This is a genomic window from Aureibacillus halotolerans (assembly GCF_004363045.1).
GTDB classification, from domain to species: Bacteria; Bacillota; Bacilli; order Bacillales; family DSM-28697; genus Aureibacillus; species Aureibacillus halotolerans.
Map to the genome: position 1 here is coordinate 45992 of NZ_SNYJ01000002.1, position 23217 is coordinate 69208.

Below are 23217 nucleotides of genomic sequence, written 5' to 3' on the forward strand. Positions count from 1 at the left end.
GGCCAATGAGTGAAAAGCATCATCCGTCGATCGTGGCAGAAGAACAAGCAAAGCTGGAGGAGATTTTGACTGAAATATCACAGCAGCATAAACGTCTCTATGAAGAGCTTGAGGCGTATCGATCCGACATCCAAATGGATCGTAAGCATTTCTGGGAGGGTCTCTCCATTGACAATACGAGCTGGGAGAGTAAGCTGGAAACATCGGTGGAAATTCGCTCGAAAGCCGTGGAATTAAAAGGGCTCGAGGATGAATACCATAAGCGGAAAAATGAATATCTTACACTTGAAAGACAGAAAAATACCCCCTATTTTTGTCGTGTCGACTTTCAATACGATCAATCACCTTCCATTGAGTCAATTTATATAGGGGCTGCCGCATTACGTGATGAGGAAGGCGATCTTCACATTTTTGATTGGCGTGCACCCATCTCAAACTTGTTCTACAACACCGTTTCTCTAGGAGAAGCTAGCTTTGAAGCTCCATCAGGAACAATTCATGGGAATGTCCATTTAAAGAGGCAGATGGAAATAAAGGATGGACAATTAAAGCGTGTATTTGACACGGATGTAACCGTTGGGGATTCCATGTTGGAACAAATGGCGAGTGATGCTACGGACACTAAGATGAAAACCATTGTTGCGACAATACAAAAGGAACAAAATGATATCATTCGTGACGATCTTAAGAAAACATTGCTCATCAATGGGGTCGCTGGGAGTGGGAAGACATCAATCGCCCTGCAAAGAGTGGCTTACCTTCTTTATACGTATAAAGATAAATTGTCGCATGCCGATTTTTTATTGCTGACACCAAACGGAGTGTTTCGAGATTATTTATCGAATGTATTGCCCCAGTTAGGGGAAGAAAATATTCGCCAACTGATGTTGTATGATGTAATGAGGCAGCTTGCCGGGCCTAAAGTACGTATTCAGCACCCGTATGATTACTTAGAGGACTTGCATTCGAAGAAAACAGCGCCTTCGAGAGTGGCCGACCGTAAAGCAGAGCTTGCCTTTATGAAGCTCATTGATCAATATATCAACAAATTGAATGATGAAGGGTTACGTTTTAAATCACTTTCGATCGAAACGAAGCTACTTTTTTCAGAAGAGCAGTTAAGGACGTTGTACTATGATGGAAAAGGAAAGATGCCGCACCATGAACGCATTCTTTTTCTAAAAAAGCAGCTGCTGAAAAAGCTTTCTGGAATGGAGGAAAGCGTACGTAAAAAACGTTATCAACGGTTAATTTCCAGTAACACGTATATTGGTGAGGAAGAGGAGCTACAGAAAAGAAGTCGACAGTCAGCAAAACGTTTATTTAAGCGCATTAACAAACAAGTAACCAATCTTGAGTTTCTTGATTTTTATCAAACCTATGTAGACCTATTTTCTAATCCAATGGAGGGTAACGACTGGGACGATATTTCCCGGGAAAGTACAGCCGAATTAAAAAATGGCTATATTCCTTTTGAAGACGCTGCTGCGTTTATTTATCTGAAGAATGCCTTACTTGATCGCCAATCTTTTCGTGAGCGACAATTAATGATTGATGAAATGCAGGATTATTCTCCTGCCCAGCTTTACATGCTGATTCATTATTTTCCGAGAGCCCAATTTACACTATTTGGTGATGTTCAGCAGGCAGTGTACAAGTATCCAGAGCAAGCGACGTCCTATGATCAATACAAACGGCTTTTAGGCGAAGATATCAACATTTCTGAGCTTCATAAAAGCTATCGATCAACAAAGCACATTGTTGATTTCGCGGCAAATCTTCTTCCTTCAGCAATCAAGATGGACGCAGTGGATCGCCCGGGAGAAATGCCAGAGATTCAACGATTTTCCTCCCGAGAAGAATGGAGGGATAAGATTGCAAGTACGCTTCAAGCGTGGAGCGATAGTAATGTCAGAAGGGTGGCCATTATTACAAAGCACGAGAAGCAAGCTTTGGAAGTGTATCAAGCGTTGAACACACATATTGACGTTGAATTGGTTTCGCGGCATTCTTCAGCGATGAACAAAAATGTGATTGTTATTCCGTCTTATATGAGCAAAGGTCTCGAGTTTGAAGGTGTGATTGTCGCTGATGCAGGTAAAGACTATTATAAAGGTGATGCCGACCAGCATTTGTTATACACAATGTGCACTCGCCCACTTCATCGATTGCTGCTTTTGCATCAAAGTGATATTGCTTTTCCAGTGTTTAAATAACTAAAAGAAAAAAGGTATTATGCCTGCCTTTTGCAAAGGCGTTCATTTGCTTGTGAACGCTTTTTTTTGATATAGTTATAAGGCTGAAAATTGATACGATCGGAAAGGTGACTATGGAACAAAAAAAGAAACGATTTTTATACAAATTATTAACACGATTAATACTTGTGCCAATTGGAGCTTTGATTGTTGCCATCGGGCTTGAAATTTTCTTAGTCCCGAATGAGATTATTGATGGCGGTATTACGGGTATCTCCATTATGCTTTCAAGTGTCACACCGCTCAGTCTAGGTATTTATTTGTTCCTTTTAAATCTTCCTTTTGTTTTTTTAGGCTACAAGCAAATTGGGAAAACCTTTGCTTTAACGACCTTGCTAGGCGTTACATGTTTAGCGATAAGCACCTTTGCCCTTCATGACGTTCCAGGGCTTATAGAGGATCAGCTCTTGTCATCTGTTTTTGGGGGGTTGCTTGTTGGAGTCGGTGTTGGGCTTGTGATTCGAAATGGTGGTTCAACGGATGGCACAGAAGTGCTTGCCGTCTTATTTACAAAAAAATCGCCGTTCTCAGTTGGAGAAATTGTGCTTTTCCTTAACTTCTTCATAATCGCTACCGCCGGATTTGTGTACAATTGGGAAAGTGCGCTGTACTCAATGATTGCTTACTTTATTGCCTATAAAATGATTGATGTTACAGTTGCCGGGATGGACGGATCAAAATCTGTTTGGATTATTTCTGATAAAGCACACGAGATTGGAAGTGCAATTAATGACCGTCTTGGTCGTGGTGTCACCTATCTACATGGAGAAGGCGCCTTTTCTGGAGACGATAAAAAGGTGATTTTTACCGTCATCACGCGTGTTGAGGAATCCAAGCTACATAGCATCGTCGAGGATATGGATGAGAATGCCTTTCTAGCCGTCGGAAACATTCAAGACGTCAAAGGTGGTCAGTTCAAAAAACGCGATATTCATTAAAAAAGAGCTGTTCTCAAGAGAACAGCTCTCAGCATGTGAAGGTCAAGAGAATGACCGTATAGATTATGCGAATACGATAGTGTCTTGGGGCGCAAAGTTTCCACAAGCGCAGCTGCTCTCTTTGTCTATGCGTTTGTTGCTACGCTTGGCGCCCAATTCGTTTCAATCCATTTAACAACTTCTACGATGGCGTGATCATCGTTCGCACAACAGCCATAAGGTGCGCATTGACGGATGGCGTCACAGGCGTTGGAGACGGCGAATCCCGCGCCAGCGGTTTTCAACATATCTTCGTCATTCATATTGTCACCGACTGCGGCTACTCGGTTCATTGGGATGTCGAGCATGGCCGCCAGCTTTTTTAACGCTCTACCTTTGGAGACGTTTGGAGGCAGGAGCTCGAAAAACATTTCATCCGAACGAACATAATGACCGACATCATCCGCTTCAGGTGCATTTTTTTCCATTTCGTCAATTTGTTTAGAATCATCTACGAAAATGACCTTTTGCCACGGGTGCGGCACGTCAGCAAAGGAATTGACACGTTTGCTAATAAAGGCTTCAACCGTTAGATGCTTCTCTATTAAAGGATGGCTGCGCACAATATGAAGAACACCCTGGCTGTACACCTCAGCGCCACAGGTAGGGTAAGCGTTTATATACGCCGTTGCTGTCGCTTCGGCTTCTGGTGACAATGCTTGTTCAAACACGACGCTTTGTTTGTGGAGATCGTATATCATGCCACCGTTGTAAAAAACACCGGGAGCATTAATGGCAAGGTCGGCTATGTATTGACCCGCTGATCGGGGAATACGTCCAGTTGCTAATGTGAAAGTGCCGCCATTCTCGGTGAAATAACGAATTGCGTCCTTGTTTTCCGTACTAATGGTTTTTGTTGTGCTGAGTAGGGTTCCATCCATATCAGAAACAAGCAAAATGCCTGAAAAACGTCCATTTGCCATACCGCTCACGTCCTTTCGATTCTCTGTGATGATCTCATGTTCCTTTAGTAAGATCAAGACTTTTTGACTCTTACCCTTGAACGGTAGCATGGATGGCTTCTTTCATTATATAATGAGTACGTTTCCATGATTCGCAAAATCGTCTATTCTATGACAATCCTTGCGGAACGATGTTTTTCCATCATTTTTTCGGTAGTATATGAAGTAATCGAATGTAGAAGAAGTCTTGAAAAACGCAGACTGAATGAAATTGTTGCCAACAGTCGTACCCAGGCTGAATGAAAACGTTTGGCTTTCGAGGCGCAAAGCTTTGGGAGGCGCGGAGTTGCCAAAAGGGCAATGAGCACCGGACAAGGCAAAGCAACAAAGAAAGCGAGCGTTTGTCATCAGCCTGATATAGAAGGAAAGGGGTTCATACCATGTCGTTGTCCAACGATACATTTTTGCGTGCCTGTAAGGGAGAAAAGACACCACACGTCCCAGTGTGGTTTATGAGACAAGCAGGGCGTTCACAGCCGGAATACAGAAAAATAAAAGAAACCCATTCGTTGTTTGACATTACAAAGGATCCAGAGTTGTGTGCCTATGTGACTAGGCTTCCGGTCGAGCAATACGGAGTGGATGCGGCGATTCTTTACAAAGACATTATGACTCCCTTTGCGGGCGTTGGTGTCGATGTTGATATAAAAACAGGAGTAGGTCCTGTGATTGATGACCCTATCCGAACGAGGGCGGATATTGAACGAATTGGTCAACTTGATGCTGAAGCGAGCATTCCCTATATTCTTGATACGATCCGATTGCTAAAAACGCAGCTTGACGTGCCATTGATCGGTTTTAGTGGAGCTCCATTTACACTTGCCAGCTATTTGATTGAAGGCCGTCCGTCAAAAAACTATCATCGAACAAAGGCAATGATGTACGCTGAGCCTGAACAGTGGCAACTTTTAATGAATAAGCTCGGTGACATGATTATTGCGTATGTAAAAGCACAAGTAGATGCTGGGGTCGACGCGATTCAGTTGTTTGACTCATGGGTTGGCGCGGTCAGTGTGGAGGATTATCGTATACACATTAAACCTGTAATGACACGGATTGTAACGGCTTGTAAATCGTTTGGTGTGCCTGTAACGATGTTTGGCGTGGGAGCGAGTCATCTTGCAGAGGAATGGCACTCCTTGCCAATTGATGTCGTTGGACTGGACTGGCGCTTAAGCGTGAACGAGGCAAGAGAGCGAGGTCTCCATAAAACCGTTATGGGCAACCTTGATCCATCCTTCCTCCTCGCCCCATGGCCTGTCATAGAAGCTCGTGCTAAAGCGATATTAGATCAAGGGCTACAAAGTGATCGGTTTATCTTTAATTTAGGGCACGGTGTATTTCCAGAAGTTTCGCCGGCGACACTAAAACAGCTGACAACATTTGTTCACACATACTCGAGAGAAGTGAAAGACAGAAGAGGTGAGGCTTAAAATGAGCAAACGTAAAGTCGGACTACTTGTCATGGCCTATGGGACGCCCTATGAAGAAAAAGATATTGAGGATTATTATACCCATATTCGAAGAGGCCGTGTGCCATCACCTGAAATGCTTGCTGATCTCACCGATCGCTATAAAGCGATTGGTGGCGTGTCACCACTCGCCCGAATTACCATCGAGCAAGGCGAAGCGCTTGCGAGGGAGCTGAATGAGCGGGATGACAGCAAGGAGTATATCCTTTACATAGGACTAAAGCATATTACTCCTTTTATAGAAGAAGCTGTTGATCAAATGAAAGCAGATGGGATTTCAGAAGCGGTCAGTATTGTCCTTGCGCCGCACTATTCGACGTTTTCGGTGAAATCCTATAATGGTCGGGCGAAGGAACATGCGGCTAAAATTGGCGGTCCTGTAATCAGTGCAGTGGAAAGTTGGTATGAAGAGCCTGCGTTTATTTCGTATTGGGTTCAAGCCATTAACGACGTCTATGCAACCATGAATGGCGAGGAAAGGGAACGTGCCGTTTTAATCGTATCTGCACACTCCTTACCAGAAAAAATTCTGCAAAACGGCGATCCATATCCTGAGCAATTACGGGCAACGGCAGTAGCCATCAAGGACCAGGCGGACATTGGAGACTACGCAATTGGTTGGCAAAGCGAAGGCAATACGCCAGATCCGTGGTTAGGTCCAGATGTCCAAGATTTAACACGCTCCCTGTATGCATCCGAGGGGTACCAAGCATTTGTTTACGCACCAGTCGGTTTTGTGGCCGACCATTTAGAAGTACTTTACGACAACGATTATGAATGCAAAGTTGTGACCGATGAGCTCGGGGTGTCCTATTATAGACCGCCTATGCCAAACGTCGACCAATTGTTTATCGAGGCCCTTGCCAATGCTTGCGAAAAGAAGATGTCGTAGAAGAAAAACGAGGTGAAACGACTGCAGCCTACACGTAAGAAGTGAAGGCGCAGCTAAAGGTATGTCAAAACACATCGTCGTCATAGGTGGAGGCATTACAGGATTGACAGCTGCTTACCGACTTGAACAAGCGGCACGTGAGTCCAATGGTCAATTAACCTATACCCTACTTGAAGGGTCGCCGCGTCTTGGTGGGAAAATTCGAACATTACGTAAGGATGGCTACATTATTGAGCGAGGTCCAGATTCCTTTCTTGAGCGGAAAACAAGCGCGGTTGAACTGTGTAAAGAACTTGGACTCGAGGATGAACTGGTGCGCAATGCGACGGGTCAATCGTATGTGCTAATTGATCAAACGCTGCATCCCATCCCAGAAGGTGCGGTGATGGGAATCCCGACCTCGTTTCGTCCATTTCTTATGTCAAAAATGTTTACGCCAGGTGCTAAACTCCGTGCTGGAGCGGATTTGTTTTTATCAAAAAGCAAAGGGAGCGAAGATCAGTCGGTCGGCTTTTTCTTCCGCCGCAGGTTCGGTAATCAAGTTGTCGATCATTTAATTGAACCTTTGCTTTCAGGTATTTATGGGGGGGACATTGATCGTTTAAGCCTGTTATCGGTGTTTCCTCAATTTTATAAAATCGAGCAGGAAAAACGCTCATTGATTCTAGGCCTCAAAAGCACGCAACCAACAACACCCAAAAAGAAAATTGGTCAGTTTCTCACCTTGAAAAGCGGTCTTGAAACATTGATCGAGACGCTCGCATCAGAGCTCGTCCACGGTGAAATTAGAACAGGCACTGCCGTGAAACAACTCCAACAAAAGTCATCGGGAGGTTTTACGGTCAATACGGAAAGCGGAACCTTAGACGCAGACGCAGTTCTTTTGGCACTGGATCACAAGCAGATTCCGAAACTATTAAAACATGAGCCTGTTGTCCAGTCGCTTGTCGATATGCCCTCCTCATCCGTAGCTACAGTGGCGATGGCCTTTCCGAAGGAAGCAGTGAGCGGCTTAAAGGATGGTACTGGGTTTGTTGTATCGAAGAAAAGCGATTACGACATCACCGCATGCACATGGACACAGAAAAAATGGCCGCATACGACTCCGGAAGGGCATGTGCTTTTGCGGGCATATGTGGGAAGACCAGGCAATGAAGCCATCATCGAGCAGTCAGATGATGCGATTGTCGGTATTGCGATGCAGGACCTCAAAAAAGTGATCAATATTAATGAGAAGCCAACCTTTTCTGTTGTTACTAGGTGGCACCAAGCCACGCCACAATATACAGTTGGCCATCAAAAACGCATTCATACCATTAAACAAACATTACAGCAAAACTACCCAGGCTTGCTGCTGGCTGGCTCTTCTTTTGAAGGCTTGGGTCTGCCAGATTGTATCAAACAGGCCAATGAGGCAGCACAAGAGCTGCTTAGCTTTATCGATTCGACAGCAACATCGACCATGGTCAAAAAATAGAAGCGAATAGAATTAAATCCCCCGATGGCATTTGCCCGTTGGGGGATTTGTTTTTAAGAATGAGCCAATTGCATGGATAGGAAATAGAGGGCTAAAAGAGCATCTCTCGGAAGAGCCAATCTTCCCAAACGAAGGCTCCACTGAACAGAGAATCACAATGAGGTATACCATTCAGCTTGGGAACGAAATAGTTTTGCATAATGCCCATTCTCCATTTCCGTTAATTCCGATGGCGACCCTTGCTCAACGATCATTCCGTTTTTTAAAACGATGATACGATTGGCTAGTGTAGTGACGCCCATGCGGTGAGAAATGAGAAGGACGGTTTTTTCTTGAGAAATTTTTTGAAAGTGCTTATACACCGCAACTTCTGCTTCAGGGTCTAGAGCAGCAGTAGGTTCATCTAACACGAGGACGTCTGAATTACGTAGATAAGCCCTAGCAATAGCGATTTTTTGCCATTGGCCTTGTGACAATTCGACCCCATCAAAATCCTTTCCGAGTAAGGTGTCATACGTATTTGGAAGGCTTTGAATGAATGAATTAGCCTCTGAAGCATGTGCTGTCTTTGATATTTGTTCCTCGATATCTATCTTTTCCATTTGCCCGACTGCAATGTTTTCTTTCACTGTCAGCGAGTAACGTTGGAAGTCTTGAAATAGAGCCGATATTCTTGCACGCAGATCTTTTGGATTCAGTTTTTCTGCATCCAATCCATTTATCAAAATACGACCATTTGTTGGTTTATAAAAGCCTAACAATAATTTTATAAGCGTTGTTTTTCCGGCCCCATTTTCACCAACGAGTGCGATGCGATCCCCAGCAGTAATGCGTAAGTTTATATGTTGGAGAACCGGTGCTTTTGAATGAGGGTACCAAAAAGAAACGTCTTCAAAAACAATCTCTTTTATGGGGCCCATACCGAGCACTAGCCCCGTGAAGTTTTCTGTTTGGAGGTCCATGAAATCAAAATATTCGTCCATGTATTTTAAGTCATTTACAACGAGAACGCCGCCCCATAAAAAGGACCTTGTTTGGCTTTGAAATTGAATGATGCCTGTGATTAAGGCAGTCAATGCCCCGATTGTTACACCACCGTTTACATGCGAGTCGACGATCATAAAAAGGGCAATGGCAAGCGTACAAACAAGGCCAATTGTACTGATGACATGATAGATAAATTCCTGATACGTATGCGAAAGGCGTTGCTTTCTCAACTTGCTGTTTAAGTAACGCCATCGCTGTAGAAGATACGCTCCTGTGTCAAACAATCGGAGCTCCGCAGCCGCCTCTTTCCCAGTGAGTAGATCGGCAAGGTAATCAAGCTTCCTTTCACCTTCTGTTTGCCGTCGTTGCAATATATATTTTGCATACAGTGGGATGATTCGTATGGAACAAAATAGTAGCGTACCAGCCCCTACGAGTATTGGAATTGTCCATGTCAACGTACTAAAATAAAACAGCAAAGAACCTAATGTTATGGTAGAAGTAAGCACTCTAAAAAGGAATGTCATTGTGGAATAAAAACGCTGGTCAATGCCAGCTTGGATTCTTTTCAGTTGATCATACAAAGCGTTTTCTTCAAATGAAATGAGGGGCAGAGATTGTGCTTTTTGAATAATATTCTGTTGCATGTTTTCTTTAATATGTTCATGGGCATTGTCTTGGAAAACAAGGCTATAACGTAAGACAATAATTTGCATTATTGAGAGGATAAAAAATGCCGATGCCCACACAAGTAAAGAAGCACTGAGATGTTTTGTTTCTAATAAAGTGACAATATCATCAATGAAATTCTGGAGAATCACTAGTTTAAGGAAAGGAAGCACGCCAACAATGAGTGTGAGAAATAGAGAGAAGATAGTTTCTTTTGGAGAAACGGTAAAGATGAATGTAATGAATTTCAAAAAACTTCTACTGCGTTGAAAAGTGCCTTCTTGGTCCTTAATCACTAGAATCCTGCCTCCTTTGTTGTGTACCAACTGGATTGCAGTTTATACAGCCGAGCATAAGCTCCATTCTGATGCATCAGCTTTTCATGACTTCCTTCTTCTAAGATCGTCCCATTGCTCAGAAAAATGATGCGATCCGCAAGTTGTGCAGACCCCAGTCTATGTGTGATAAACAAAACTGTTTTTTCCATGGCCATATCTCTGAGCCGATGATAGAGTTGAAATTCTGTTTTGGGATCAAGGGATGCTGCTGGTTCATCGAAGACGACGAAAGGTGAATCGCGAAAATTCGACCTGACTAAAGCGATCTTTTGCCACTGCCCTCCTGACAAGTCTTTTCCGTCACTAAATAGATGTCCTAACATTGTATTTAATCCTTGTTTAAGAAAGCGAATGTCTTGCAAAAAATCTGTTTCTTTAGCTGCTTGATACATTTTCTCATCATTATGAATGTCGGTGATTGAACCGATTCCAATGTTTTCTCGTACCGTTAAATGGTAACGCATATAGTTTTGAAATACGGCATTTGCATGTGGTTGCCAATCCGTTTCATTGAGCCGTAGACCATTCACGACGATTGTTCCGTACGTTGGCTCATAAAGGTTCAGAAACAACTTAGCAATTGTGCTTTTTCCTGCTCCATTTTCACCGACGACTGCAATGGTTTCACCCGAATGAATTGTCAGGTTAATGTGATGAATGGCTGGTTTCGTTTGTCCGGGATAAGTAAAGCTGACGTCTTTAAATTCAAGGATGGCATCAGCGATCCTAGGAGAAACTTTCTTTCGTGGCTTTTCGATGTCATTATGCTTTAAAAAATCGGGAAGGTACTGAAAATCATTGTAAAACCTTGAGATGTCATCGATATAAAAGGAGGTCATACGGACAATCTCTTCGAAACGGTTAAGGAGGTATAGCGTAGCCACCAATAAACCAATTGAAATGGTTCCGTAGACAGCAGAAAAAACAAGAGCTCCAATCACAACACCAATTAGAATTTCTACACCTAAGAAGGAAAGAAGAGTTTCGTTGGCAACTTTTTTCTTTGCCTTGTACATGTCGTCTATTTTTCGATGACTAATCGTTTTCCAACGATTTAGAAAAAAATTGCTTAGGCCAAACAAGCGTAATTCTGCTGCGGATTCTTTTTTCGTGGAAAGGTCTCGCCAATAGTTTAATTGACGTTGAAGAGGGGATTGCTGGTAATTCACTTGAATAAAAGCGTGATTGGCTTTTTTCAACGAGAGGGCGACAGGTGTCACGCCAATTAACAACAAAATGGCAGCATAGGCATGAATGTGTGCAACGGCAATGATAACAACAATGAATTCAATGAAATGAATGGATAATCGGGCGACCGACTCAATCGTTGAACCAATATCTTTGTTGCTCGCCTGTTTGCTTCGCTCCAGTGAATCGTAATAATCAGCGCTGTCGAAGCCTATTAAATCAAGAGAACTCGCCTTCTCGTAACATCTTGTTTTTAAATATTCCCCAACGTTTTCATTGAGCTGACCTGCAATCAAAGGCTGTGCAGACATGGCAACCTCCTTAAGAAGCATAGAGCCTATCAAACATAGAAACCAAAAGAATAAGTGATGTTCAGTATCATGCAAGCCATTGATAAATTCGGTAATCGCCCATGCTTCTAAAGCAGTACATGAACCTGCCACTATCATGACAATAAAAAAGAAGAGCATAGACCTTTTGGAGGTTTTCCAAACGACTTCGAGAAGAAAGGAGAATACCGGGAGTGTTTTTTGGCATTGAATAGGAATGGAGTACGCTATTTTTCTCGTCATTAAAGTAAAGAATCGCATCGTTCAGCTCCTTTTCTTTAACAGCATTAACAATGAATTTATTTTATTATGAAATTTCGGATTAAAACACCCTTTTTTTTACAATTTTTTCATGGTATAATTAATATAAGGTAATATAGCAAAACGTATCTAATCGGACTTCTACGCTCTAAATCACTAGATGAATCCCCCTTATTAATTCAATTCACTTCATAAAAATGAGGTCATAAAGAAGCCACTAGAGAGACCCCAGCGGCAAGAAAACACGACGAGGTCTTTTCGAGTCGATGTTGCACTTGTACCCGTAGGGTGAAAAAAAAACACGATGAGGTCCTTTCGAGTCGATGATGCACTTGTGCCATTTATGGTGTAAAGAAATCAAGACCGCTGCGTCAAAACACTCCGCTTTCCGCGGGCACGGCTTCAGCTTCCTCGGAAAGCAAGCTTTCCTGCGGGATCTTCAGCTCGCGCTGTTCCCGCAGGAGTCTACGTATTTTGACTACGCTGATGGTTGTTTCTGCGTAAATGGTTTTTATTTTTATTGGTCTCGTATAACTGAGAAAAAAGCGTGTTAAGGCGTGTTGCTTACCAATCAAGACAAGGAAGTGCATCCTTTCATGCAAAATTACATCATCTAGGGCAGTATTGATCCAGTGGTGGACTTTATGTTTAGCTAACTTGCTCATTGTGAAATCAGTGGATGCGAGGTGATATAGATCATTTGACTTCTTCAAAAAAACGCCTGCTGTATTCTGTAAATATAAAAGTGCTAAAGAAGGTCGTCTTTCAGTAACAATGCGGACTTCTAGACTTTAAATCACTAGATGAATCCCTTTTTGATTCGTGTCACATCATAAAATGAGTCCATCATTAAAAGCAACTACTAGAGAGACTCCAACGGCAAAGAAAACACGACGAGGTCTTTTCGAGTCGCTGCTGCGCTTGTGCCCTTTAGAGTGAAAGCGAGCGAATGGCAGCTTGTATAAAAAGCAACACCAACATTGAATTGCAGGCTTACCCGGTTATATCTAAGCGTGTCTGTTGAGCAACGAAAAAAGCATGGTCAACGGGGGACCATGCTTTCAGAATGTAGAATATACCTGGTTGAATGAAAACAGCCCGAAGGCTCGGTCCACTGCGATCGAGCTTTTCTAATGCAAGACACCGTGGACATCGCGGTATCTAGTAAGCAGTCGAATCCAGCTACGTGAAAAGAGGGCTAGAAAAATGACATTTGCACATGCGTGGGCGACGTCGAACCAGATGCTTTGCACATAGGTTAAGATGACCATTTCCCATGAGATGGTTTCTAAAAATGGAAGTAGCGTAACAACATTCATAAACCAGCCAAAGAGTAGACCGGTCACGGCACCATAGAAGCATAAGATCCACGTAGGCATTCGTCGTAGCCAGCCAGCGCCTGCTCCCATCAGCCCCCAAGCGAGCATCTGAAAGGGAGTCCAAAGGCCTTGACCTAAAAAAAGATTGGACGCACAGGCGGCCACAGCGCCGACAAGAAAGCCGGCACCAGATCCAAAAACAACGCCAGTGACGATAACGACAAATGAGGTGGCCTGCACAGAAGGGATCGCTGCAAATGGCAGGCGTGCGATGGCGGCTGTAGCTGAAAGTGTAGCAATGAGAATGAGTTCACGAGCGGTCAACTGCCGCTTTTCTAGACGAACAAGAAAAACCAAAAAGGCTGCGAGTAGGAGTACGACGGTTGCAATGGTGTACGTCTGAATGAGAACTAGGCAGATGCCACTGCCGAGCAGAAGGATAGCGATGCTGCGCAAAACTGTTGTCACTGCCATCGCTCCAACGCCTCCGACAATGTTAAACAGCCTGGCGCCATATCTCTTAAGGCACGGTGTATGGTTGTGCTATAGAGGGCGTTGCCGGTGAGAACTTCTTTAGGTGAACCATCCACTTGTAACGCCCGATCAAATAGCATACCGCAACGATTAGAGGCAACTGCTGCAAATTCAATATCGTGGGTGGTGAACAACAGCGCGGTTTGCGCTGGTAGTTCATTTTCCAAAAGCTCTAGAAGCCTTTGTTTAGCAATTGGATCAAGTCCCTTTGTTGGTTCATCCAGTAACAATATTTCAGGGCTTCGGGCAATAAGACAGGCGAGCGCAGCTTTCTGCATTTCTCCACCACTGACATCAAAGGGATGTCGGTCAAGAAGCTGTATAAGACCAAAACGTTCGGCAAATTCCGTAAGCATCGATGGCTCAGTCAATGCAGCTGTGAGTTCTTCACTAATCGTGTTTTCTGAAAAAAACAAAGCAGGTTGCTGAGGCAAATAGGCGATCTGTTTTGCATGCTCTGTACGGCGTTTTTTATATGGTTTTCCGTGCAAACGGAACCTTCCCGCTTGTGGTGTGTGAATGCCTGCGAGCAATTTTAAAAGCGTGGACTTGCCTGATCCATTGCTGCCGAACAACGCCATCCGGTCCCCAGCATGAAGTTGGAAGGAACAATCCCAAAGAATGGCCTCAGAGCCCGGATAATGAAAATCGATATGTTCAAAAGCCAAGACCGGTGTCTCACGTACAACTGCTGGTTCATTTGCTTCGGATTGAAAGGCTGGGCGCACTGTATGAAGCCACGACATTGTGGAGCGAACGTCCATGGGAGGGCTCGTTAAGTCTATAGCTGGCGCTTTTTCTAAATAGAGTCGGGTCACATCTGGACAAAACGATTTAAAGGGAGAAGAAGAGTCATTCGCTTGATGAACAAATTCAATCGGTTTTCCTTGAAAGACAAGCTGGCCATTATCCATCATCCAAACCGTGTCGACCAAAGGCAACATTTCCTGAAACCGATGCTCAGATAAAACAATAGTGGTCCCTAATTCGCGGTTAATCTGGACCAACACCGACAAAAATTGCTTGGCTGCTACCGGATCCAACTGAGAGGTTGGTTCATCGAGCAGTAATACGCGTGGTTGGAGCATAAGAGCAGAGGCGAGTGCCACCAACTGCTTTTGTCCACCTGACAAGGCGTCTACAGAGACATGGAGAAGGGAGTGAAGGTCAAGATAGTAGACGACCTCCATCATGCGTTTGCGGATAACATCGGACGCAATGCCAACATTTTCAAGCGTAAAAGCGAGCTCTTGTGAAACGGTTTCCATCACAAGCTGCCGATCGGGATCCTGAAACACCATGCCAATACTTTTGGCAATGTCACGTTTGGGAAGTGTCGTAACGTCAACTTCATCGATACATGCTTCTCCATGAACCTCACCAAACGGAACAAGAGAAGGGATCCACTGTCTGAGCAAGGTTGTTTTTCCAGAACCTGTTGGCCCGATGAGCAAAACAAACTCTCCTGAACGAACCTCTGTCGTTACGTCTTCAAGTGTTTTTTTAGCGCTATTGGCAAATTGAAAGCTTCGATTGCGTAATGAAATCAATGACGATGTCTCCTTTCAACAGCGAGTGGCCAGAGCGTATAGGCGATCCAACAAAACAAAGCAATACAATCGATAGGAGTAAGGACAATTGATTCAGCACGAGGGTACACCTGATAGCTGCCCCCACCAAACATGGACGTTACCAGTGAACACAAAAGCAGTACAAGGCTTCCAATGAGCCAGTTGCGATCACGCCATGTCCAACGAATGGGGCGATAGCTCGTCCGTGGTCCAGAGCCATACCCTCGAGCATTCATGGCGTCTGCTGAAAGTACTGATTTTTCCAGCACATATTGAAAAAAGACCGTTAGCAATTTCATATGATACACACGGCCTCTCGATTTAGCTGACGCTGATGGTTTGGTTTTTTGGACCCCATATAACGTAGAAAACTCACGCTGAAAGAGGGGGATCATTCTCAATGTCGTGATCACGAGCATTGCAAACACGGGTGAAAATCGGTGTGTCAGATCAAGCCACTTTCCTGGCGTCATGCTCTTACTGATAATGGCGAGCAGCAAGACGGTTATTAAAAAGGTTAGGCTCATCGACACACCGTACAACACAGCCTCAGCAGTGATCGCACGGTCACCAAGATAGATGAGCACATACGCCCCACGCTGAGACGTCAATGGGTTAAGCACAGCAATAAACAGTGCTGGCACGCTTGTCCAAATGAACAAGCTGAAGCCCTTTCGACCGTGAAAATAGAAAAAGAGCCAGGCGGTGCAAACTGCCCAGAAGAAGAGCAAAAGCGGGTGCCTGAGCACCACGAGGCCAAGCATACAGCCTACCATATGCAAAACAACAGGGATTCCATGAAGCCCGGCGTACCCGTCTGTTCTTATGGCGTAGGCGGAGGAAGTTCTGTTGTATACTCCCAAACAATCACATCCCCCTCAACAACGTCTGTTGCACCAGCACTTTTGTTTCCTGGCACGCCGTTTACTGTAAACATCCATCCACTTGCTGGCCCATGGTCAAATTCATAATACGACTGAATGCCTCGCACATAAACCAGCGCGCCTGCTCCGGAGGAATCGACAGGCAAACGCTCCTTTTTCGCAGATGTGACGAGAACATCAAATACCGAGTCCCCATCTTCAACAGGAATGGACGCGTTATTGAGCAACGGTCCATCTAGACCAATAATCGAAATGGATACCACTGATTTTTTTGGAGCTTCTTCCTTTACTGCTTGTTCTTTAGGCGGAGGAGTTGTACTCGCTGAAGGAGGAGAAGACTCAGCTGTTGGTTGGTCGCTCTCTGTCTTTGGTGCCTCTTTTTCTGAAGCTAATGAAGCCCCCTGAGTAGACGGTTTTTTTTCAGGTGTTTCTGGAGGATCTGTTTCAACTTCCTCATTTTGCGGGAGGTCGATTTCATCACCTGATTGCGATGAAATCTCAGCGTTATCAGCAAAACGTTCCTCAGCAATTCCTTTCCGTTCTTGTGCGAGCTCGTTTTTTTCAGCATGCTCTGACACAGACAAAGGAGATGGACTGCTACACGCGACAAGACCAATGAGAACAATGAGTGCACTTAGAAGTGAACGAGCGTTTGTATTGGATTTCATCCATTGGGCCTCCTTTCTCGATGTAAATGATAACTGATGTGTATAAAAAGGAGGACCGCCTAATGCCTGTCCCCCTGTTTTTTATGAGGCGTTCGCGTGACTGGATTCATTGAAGGTGTGGAGACGATCAAGAATAACAGCCGCCATCTCACGTGTGACGTTCTCTGAAGGTAGGAAAAGAGAGCCCGTGCCTTTGAAAATGCCAGCAGAGTGTAGGGCATACACGGCTGGTCTTGCTTCTGGCCAAATGGTTGTCTCATCGTTAAATGAACCGTCGACTTCTGTAGCAGGAAGCTGTAAAGCACGCGCAAGTATAAGGCTCAATTCCTGGCGTGTCACCTCTTCATTAGGGTGGAAATTCCCGTCCTCTTCACCTTTAATCCATCCAGCTTCATGGGCAGCATGGATGCTATCGGCGAAAGGCGATGAGGTTGTGACATCTGCAAATAAGGGAGTACTGTTGCTGGGTTTATGAGGCAAGTGTTGGATTAAAAGTTGAATCACCTCGGCGCGGGTCAATGACATATCAGGAAGAAATGCTCCAGTGACCTCTTGTGTACGCATCCATTCGTTTTCAATCGCCTTTTTTACAGATGCCTTTGCATAAGCATCTACCCATAGTTCATCAACGACCATCCCATCTAGTTGAATGGGTATCGTAGACGGCACGATGGATGGGAGTGAATCAGCTTGATAATCATCGATCTTTATGACATCGGCGCCATCGGTCACATTGTTCAACACAGCGATGCCATGCGCGTTTGTTGTCGCTGTTGCTCCGCCAAACGAAACAGTAACATCGGAAGCTGGAACGTATGTGATGGATGCGTTGTAGGATGAATCATACGTTGTGACGGCTTTTTCGACTGCAACAGCAATTGTTGATGGTCCAATGATTGTTGCCGATGCATCACTTGCTGGACCCACGCCAAAGCCACCGTAAAAGAAATGAATACCATCTCCCGCTTCAAGAAGCTCAGGTGCATTGGCAGCGGCACCCGGAAGGGAAGTTTTGCCGTCGCGTGTGATGGCAAACTGCCAGCCTGCATTCGCATCAATCGTTCCCGCTTCAAGGCCTGCAATACCTGAAAGATAAGGACCAAATTCAGTATCTTGAATCGTGAAGGGAATGTCATTTTGCTCCAACACTTTTTTTAATCCTTGTAGTGGTGTGCTCGCTTCGACATTTTCTGAAGCTAGTTGCTTTGCATTGGAACTGACTGTGAGCTTAATGTTTACGCTTTTTTCGTCAGGGGCTGTAGTCGTTGGTTCATCAGTGATTTGATTTCCTGACTCTGGTTGGTCCAAATTGTTACGTTTTTGCAGTAAATCATTGTATATTTGCCCTTTGCCTTCTTTTTGGTACGTCACATACGCAAGCAAGGCGTGAAACGCGTCCTTCGTTGCAAACGCATTGCTTTCTGTTTGTTCAGCGTTCCAATAAAAGCTGCCATCCTCTAAGGCATAGGATAGCAACGCATCAACGAGGGAGGTGCTCTTGTCATCTGTAAATGGTGTGGCATTGGCATCCATACCATTGGCACTGAGCGCGATGATGAGCTGCGCGATTGAGTTGCTGTTGTCTGGGATGGTTCCTTCGAAGGCGCTAGCGGCTTTATTGATTGCCATTTGAATGTCAGGGTGATCGGACGTATTGTAAGGAGCCAATGCCGTCATGGCCATTGTTGTCATATCTGGTTGGAACCCTGGCCACGTCCCATCCGTTTGTTGCATTTCCAACAACGTTGAGATGAGCCAATCACGCGTAACGGTGTCATCGGCGGTATACGATCCACTGTCTAGTGCGAGCAACGTCCACGCAGCTTCATTGGTTCCAGCAGAGAGAGAGCTTTTTTCCATAGACAAGAGCTGGTTGACGTAGTTTACATCAACAAACTGCTCAGCATTGACGCCTGCTGCGGAAAGGCCAACGATTGTCAGCGCCACGGATGTTGGTTTTTTCGGAAGCGCTCCTTCAGAAATCTTTGTATTGACGGTTTGTAAATAAGCTTCGTCAACGGGGAGCCCAGCATAGAGACGATGAATGCTACCCCAATCATCTGCAAGAAGTTCTGATTGTTGATAAAACGCTTTTGTTTTTTCCCATTGCTGCGTGATGACAGATGTTTCGGCAGCATAGGTGTTTGCAGGTACTACAGATGCGAAGAAAAGCACAAGCAGACATGCGATGGACCACTGTTTACCAGTTCGTCCTGTTTTTCGTGAGGTGTTCATCCCTCATCCCCCTTTTTTATCAAAAAAACTGACACGCGTAGTGTCAGCCTTGGTTTATCAGCCAGTCCTATCGTAGGATAGGTGCCCGCCAAGGTGATCTAGTACGCGTAGAACAACCGAGTGTCATGTATGTCTTGGGTATTCTGGCTTGGTCGTTCTTAAAGCGACCTTACAGTGGCGCGACCGCGTTGGTTTCTCACCAACTTCCCCCAAAAAAGCATGTTCAGTTTCATTTTTAACACTCTTATCCTACATGAAAAACAGGAGAGCGTCCAATGAAATTGAACCCAGGTGGGGGGTGAAAAAGGGTGTGTTTCGCCACCGCATCTAGTATGATCGAATCAGAGAGTGAGAGAGGTGGAAGCAAAATGAACAAACATCATGTCCATTTACTCGTTACCAGTGACGTGCACGGACAATACAGGGAGAACGGCTTGGCTAATTTGGACGCTGTCATTGCGAAGAAGAGAAAAGAAGACGGCTCAGTGTTCTTGATCGATAATGGGGATGTATTGCAAGGGACACCAGCCTTGGATTTTGCAGCGGATCAATCGGACATGCCTCACCCAGCAATCGCGGCGATGAATGCCATGCGTTATGACATGGCGGTCGTTGGCAATCATGAATTTAACTACGGATTTGCAATGCTAGAGCAGGCTGTGGAGGAATCCTCGTTCCCTTGGTTGTCTGCAAATTTGGTTCGTGAAACTAGTGGAGAGCCTTTGTTTGGTGAACCATATCGTCTTTTGGAAACGGAGCAAGGGATTCGCATTGCTGTGCTCGGGGTAACGACATTCCGAATTCCGTGGTGGGAACAACCAAGCCATATCGAAGGGATTCGGTTTGATGAGCCTGTTTCAACGGCAAAGACATGGGTGAAGCATATTCGTAACAAGCATGCGCCAGATGCAATGGTCATCTCGTATCATGGAGGCTTTGCCCAAGATTTACATAGTGGAGAGTGGCTAGAAGAGCACCGCGGCGAAAATCAGGGGATGGAGCTGCTGCAAATAGAAGGCATAGATGCGCTTATTACCGGTCATCAGCATCGCTCCATAACTGAGAATAACATAAAAGGGGTTACGGTGATTCAACCAGGCTCCCATGCAAAGCAGCTTGGAGAAATCGAGCTTGTGTTTGAGAAAAATAGTGATCGGTGGTCTATTGTCTCGAAGCAGGCAAAACTGCATTCGCCTGAAATGGAAGCTAGTCTAGCGGTTTTAGAAGCTACGCAAGCGCAAACAGATGCGTCAAAGAAATGGTTAGAGGAACGCATTGGAACGGCTGTGTCACATGACTTGGAAATCACAGACCCTTTGCAGTTGAAGCAGTCAGGCCATGCATATGTCGATTTGATCCATACTGTGCAAATGCAAGCGACTGGTGCGGAGATTTCTGTGACGTCTATGCTCAGCGAATCGTCGCCGGGATTTAAAGAAGAAATCACGATTGGTGACGTGTTGACGAATTATATGTTCCCCAACATGCTCGTCGTGGTGGAACTCACAGGTGAGGTCATCAAAGAAGCGATTGAACAATCAGTAAGCTACTTTGCGCTAGAAAAGGATGACATTCGCGTATCAAAACGATTTTTAGAGCCGAAACCCCAGCATTACAATTATGATTTTTGGGGTGGCATTGCCTACACCGTTTGTCTGGATCGGTCAGTTGGGGAGCGAGTTACGCATATCTCGCATCAAGGAAAGCCGCTTGACCCGAAGAGTGTTTACTCTGTGGCGATGAATCATTACCGCGCTGCTGGTGGAGGCATGTATCCTATGCTCACAAAAGGCAAGCTCGTTGATCAAGTACCGACCCGTATTTCACGATTGCTCATCGACTATATTAAAGAGACGGGGACGCTTCATGGAGAACGGACCCATGAGGGCATGATCTTAAAGAAAACATGCAATGAATAATCTTGTGTAGAAATGAATGAAGCACGAATCCTTCCTATTGTACCAAGGGGGTTCGTGCTTTTTGAAATTGAGTTATTAATAGAGACAACTTTCGCAGTGCAAAAATTACCTTAAACGCAGGCAGTGGCTGAGAAGAAGTAAGGTGAGAACGATCGATTGACATCTTGTGTGTATTGTAAACACGATGAGGTACATCTGAGTCCATGTTGCACTTGTGCTCTCTAGCGCTTCGTCAAAATACTTCGCTTGCATCCTAAAGGTATAAGGTCAACATCGATTCGCGAGTACCTCATCGTGTTTACTTTACCGCCTGGCACGGCTTCAGCTTCATCGGAAAGCAAGCTTTCCAATGGGATCTTCAGCTCGCGCTGTTCCCGCTGGAGTCTGCGTATTTTGACTACGCTGATGGTTGTTTCTGCGTAAAGTGTTTTAGTTCTTTCTTGGTCTTCCATTATGGAGAAAATGGAAAAGTGAATTAAGCTGTATTGCTTTAGCAAACAAGACAAGTAAGCGCATTGTCTCTTGCAGAATCATATTATCTGGTTCCCGAAGTTCAACTGTTTCTTAGTATTGAGGCAGCGGTAGAATTTAATGTTATTACAAATTCTGCAAGCGTATGGCAGCTTGTAGAATAAGCAACCTGAAAAATAAATTGCAGGTTTACCCAGCTATATCTAAGCATGTCTGCAGATTGTAAGGTGCGAAAGTTGAGTAATAAGAAAGAGGTAGTACTGTAGAAGCAAAAAGTATGAAGCGCCAGACTCTGCACTTAAATAAGGCAACCGTTATCATCCAGGCTGATTTTTTGAATGAAGTCTGCGCTATATCCTTGTCTACACTCTGAATCTGTGAAACGCAAAGCTTTTCCATCGTTTTATAGAGACCGCAATTCTAGTCAATTTTCTTTAGGAATGTGTCAATAGCGGTCATCCAATAAATCTGTATATTTAGTACAATGACATCATCAGATTAAAGAAGCTATCGTATTTATATTTAGTGAAAGCGTTTGCTTTTTAAGGTGAAATGCGATGTGAGAGAATGGAATAAGTTTCATCCGACGTAAAGCAACGAAGGAAACGAAAGCGATGCAACGACTAAAAGGAGTGTGAGCTTTTGGAAAATGTTAGAGTAGGAATTATCGGACTTGGCAATATGGGAACAAATCATGCTAAATATCTTTATCGCAAGGCAATCGATGGCGCGGTTCTTACGGCGATCTCTGACCACAATGAAGAACGATTGGCGTGGGCCGAAAAACAGTGGGGGGACAGCGTACAACGATTTCAGGATCCGCAACAGCTGATGGCATCAGGAGTGGTTGACGCAGTTCTTATTGCGACACCACATTATAGCCACACTGAATTAGCTATCAAAGCGTTTGAAAATCAACTCCATGTCATGGTCGAAAAACCTGCCGGAGTATACACAAAACAAGTGAAACAAATGAATGCTGCAGCAGCAAAAAGCAACACCGTGTTTGGCATCATGTACAACCAACGTACCAATCCGATATACCAGAAATTGCGCGACCTTGTGCAGTCTGGCGAGCTGGGAGAAATTAAACGTACCAATTGGATTATTACAGATTGGTACAGGCCCCAAAGTTATTATGATTCCGGCGGCTGGCGTGCGACTTGGGAAGGAGAAGGTGGCGGTGTTCTTTTGAACCAGGACCCCCATCAGCTTGACTTGTGGCAGTGGACAACAGGTCTTATGCCAAAAAGAGTGCGCGCCTTTTGTGGCTTTGGCAAATACCATTCGATTGAAGTGGAAGACGATGTAACCGCTTATGTGGAATATGAAAATGGGGCCACTGGCGTATTTGTGACCTCGACAGGTGAGGCACCAGGCACAAATCGCTATGAAATTTCTGCGAACAACGGAAAAGTCGTTATTGAGAATGGCAAACTAACATTTCATAGGCTCCGAACGCCAGAACGCGAATTTAACGCGACCTACAAAGGTGGTTTTGGAGCACCGGAATGCTGGGAAATTAATGTGCCTATTAGAGGAAATCATTCAGAACATCAAGGCATTACCCAGGATTGGATCAATGCCATACGTTCTGGCTCGCCATTGCTCGCGCCTGGAGAAGAAGGTATTCGAGGGCTTGAGATTTCAAATGCAATTCATCTTTCTAGTTGGCTTGACGATTGGGTAGATCTTCCGGTTGATGAAGATCTTTATTACAAAAAGTTGCAGGAAGCGATAGCGGCATCGACTTCAGATAAAGATCGATCTGCGTCTAAAACATTGGATGTTAAAGGTACGTATTAAAGG

The 23217-nt window shown here is 44.6% G+C and carries 16 protein-coding genes and 1 riboswitch; of the genes, 7 read left to right on the plus strand and 9 right to left on the minus strand.

The genetic code is table 11. The features are described 5' to 3' along the window. Positions 1–5 precede the first annotated feature (5 nt). Positions 6–2216, plus strand: a complete 2211-nt coding sequence (gene helD, locus EV213_RS02470) for an RNA polymerase recycling motor HelD (protein WP_133578909.1) — start codon at positions 6–8, stop codon at positions 2214–2216. A gap of 113 nt (positions 2217–2329) precedes the next feature. Continuing rightward, positions 2330–3193 (plus strand): YitT family protein, encoded by an 864-nt coding sequence (locus EV213_RS02475; RefSeq protein ID WP_133578910.1) that lies wholly within the window; start codon positions 2330–2332, stop codon positions 3191–3193. Positions 3194–3318: 125 nt separating this feature from the next. Here the strand turns inward: EV213_RS02475 and EV213_RS02480 are convergent, their stop codons facing one another. Further along, a complete protein-coding gene (locus EV213_RS02480) occupies positions 3319–4155 on the minus strand; it encodes a Cof-type HAD-IIB family hydrolase (protein ID WP_166639132.1) in 837 nt (278 codons plus the stop codon). A gap of 419 nt (positions 4156–4574) precedes the next feature. Here EV213_RS02480 and hemE point away from each other — a divergent pair, with 419 nt between their 5' ends. The 3 genes from hemE (at position 4575) to hemY (ending at position 8035) form a co-directional block, all read left to right on the plus strand. After that, positions 4575–5627, plus strand: coding sequence for a uroporphyrinogen decarboxylase (hemE, locus tag EV213_RS02485; RefSeq protein WP_133578912.1), 1053 nt, complete (start codon positions 4575–4577; stop codon positions 5625–5627). Between the two features lies 1 nt (position 5628). After that, entirely contained in the window at positions 5629–6558 is a 930-nt protein-coding gene (gene hemH / locus EV213_RS02490; RefSeq protein WP_133578913.1) for a ferrochelatase, read from the plus strand. Between the two features lie 61 nt (positions 6559–6619). Further along, entirely contained in the window at positions 6620–8035 is a 1416-nt protein-coding gene (gene hemY / locus EV213_RS02495) for a protoporphyrinogen oxidase (RefSeq protein WP_133578914.1), read from the plus strand. Positions 8036–8187: 152 nt separating this feature from the next. On the opposite strand, the gene EV213_RS02500 is transcribed toward hemY, so the two are convergent. The 8 genes from EV213_RS02500 to EV213_RS02535 all read right to left on the minus strand — a co-directional run bounded on the left by EV213_RS02500 (position 8188) and on the right by EV213_RS02535 (position 19018). Beyond that, complete coding sequence (locus EV213_RS02500; RefSeq protein WP_133578915.1) at positions 8188–9987, minus strand: ABC transporter ATP-binding protein; 1800 nt, start codon at positions 9985–9987, stop codon at positions 8188–8190. After that, a complete protein-coding gene (locus EV213_RS02505; protein ID WP_133578916.1) occupies positions 9987–11807 on the minus strand; it encodes an ABC transporter ATP-binding protein in 1821 nt (606 codons plus the stop codon). Before EV213_RS02505 ends, EV213_RS02500 begins: the two co-directional genes overlap by 1 nt. 371 nt (positions 11808–12178) lie before the next feature. Then, positions 12179–12520 carry a hypothetical protein gene (locus EV213_RS02510; RefSeq protein ID WP_133578917.1) on the minus strand — a complete coding sequence of 114 codons (342 nt, stop codon included), beginning with the start codon at positions 12518–12520 and terminating at the stop codon, positions 12179–12181. Between the two features lie 417 nt (positions 12521–12937). Beyond that, complete coding sequence (locus EV213_RS02515; protein WP_133578918.1) at positions 12938–13600, minus strand: ECF transporter S component family protein; 663 nt, start codon at positions 13598–13600, stop codon at positions 12938–12940. Then, on the minus strand, positions 13591–15210 hold the full coding sequence (locus EV213_RS02520; protein WP_133578919.1) for an ABC transporter ATP-binding protein: 1620 nt from the start codon (positions 15208–15210) through the stop codon (positions 13591–13593). The genes EV213_RS02515 and EV213_RS02520 overlap by 10 nt, the downstream gene beginning before the upstream one ends. After that, the gene (locus EV213_RS02525; protein WP_133578920.1) at positions 15207–16094 is read right to left on the minus strand and encodes an energy-coupling factor transporter transmembrane component T; all 888 of its coding nucleotides are present in this window, start codon (positions 16092–16094) and stop codon (positions 15207–15209) included. The genes EV213_RS02520 and EV213_RS02525 overlap by 4 nt, the downstream gene beginning before the upstream one ends. After that, positions 16055–16783 (minus strand): DUF4430 domain-containing protein, encoded by a 729-nt coding sequence (locus tag EV213_RS02530; protein ID WP_133578921.1) that lies wholly within the window; start codon positions 16781–16783, stop codon positions 16055–16057. The genes EV213_RS02525 and EV213_RS02530 overlap by 40 nt, the downstream gene beginning before the upstream one ends. Before the next feature lie 81 nt (positions 16784–16864). Then, positions 16865–19018, minus strand: coding sequence for an S-layer homology domain-containing protein (locus tag EV213_RS02535; protein WP_133578922.1), 2154 nt, complete (start codon positions 19016–19018; stop codon positions 16865–16867). Positions 19019–19154: 136 nt separating this feature from the next. Beyond that, a riboswitch (cobalamin riboswitch) is annotated at positions 19155–19228 on the minus strand. 158 nt (positions 19229–19386) lie between these two features. On the opposite strand from EV213_RS02535, the gene EV213_RS02540 reads away from it, so the two are divergent. After that, positions 19387–20937 carry a bifunctional metallophosphatase/5'-nucleotidase gene (locus EV213_RS02540; protein WP_166639133.1) on the plus strand — a complete coding sequence of 517 codons (1551 nt, stop codon included), beginning with the start codon at positions 19387–19389 and terminating at the stop codon, positions 20935–20937. 1113 nt (positions 20938–22050) lie between these two features. Beyond that, positions 22051–23214: a Gfo/Idh/MocA family protein gene (locus EV213_RS02545; protein WP_133578924.1), complete on the plus strand. Its 1164-nt coding sequence runs from the start codon at positions 22051–22053 to the stop codon at positions 23212–23214. Positions 23215–23217: the final 3 nt, after the last annotated feature.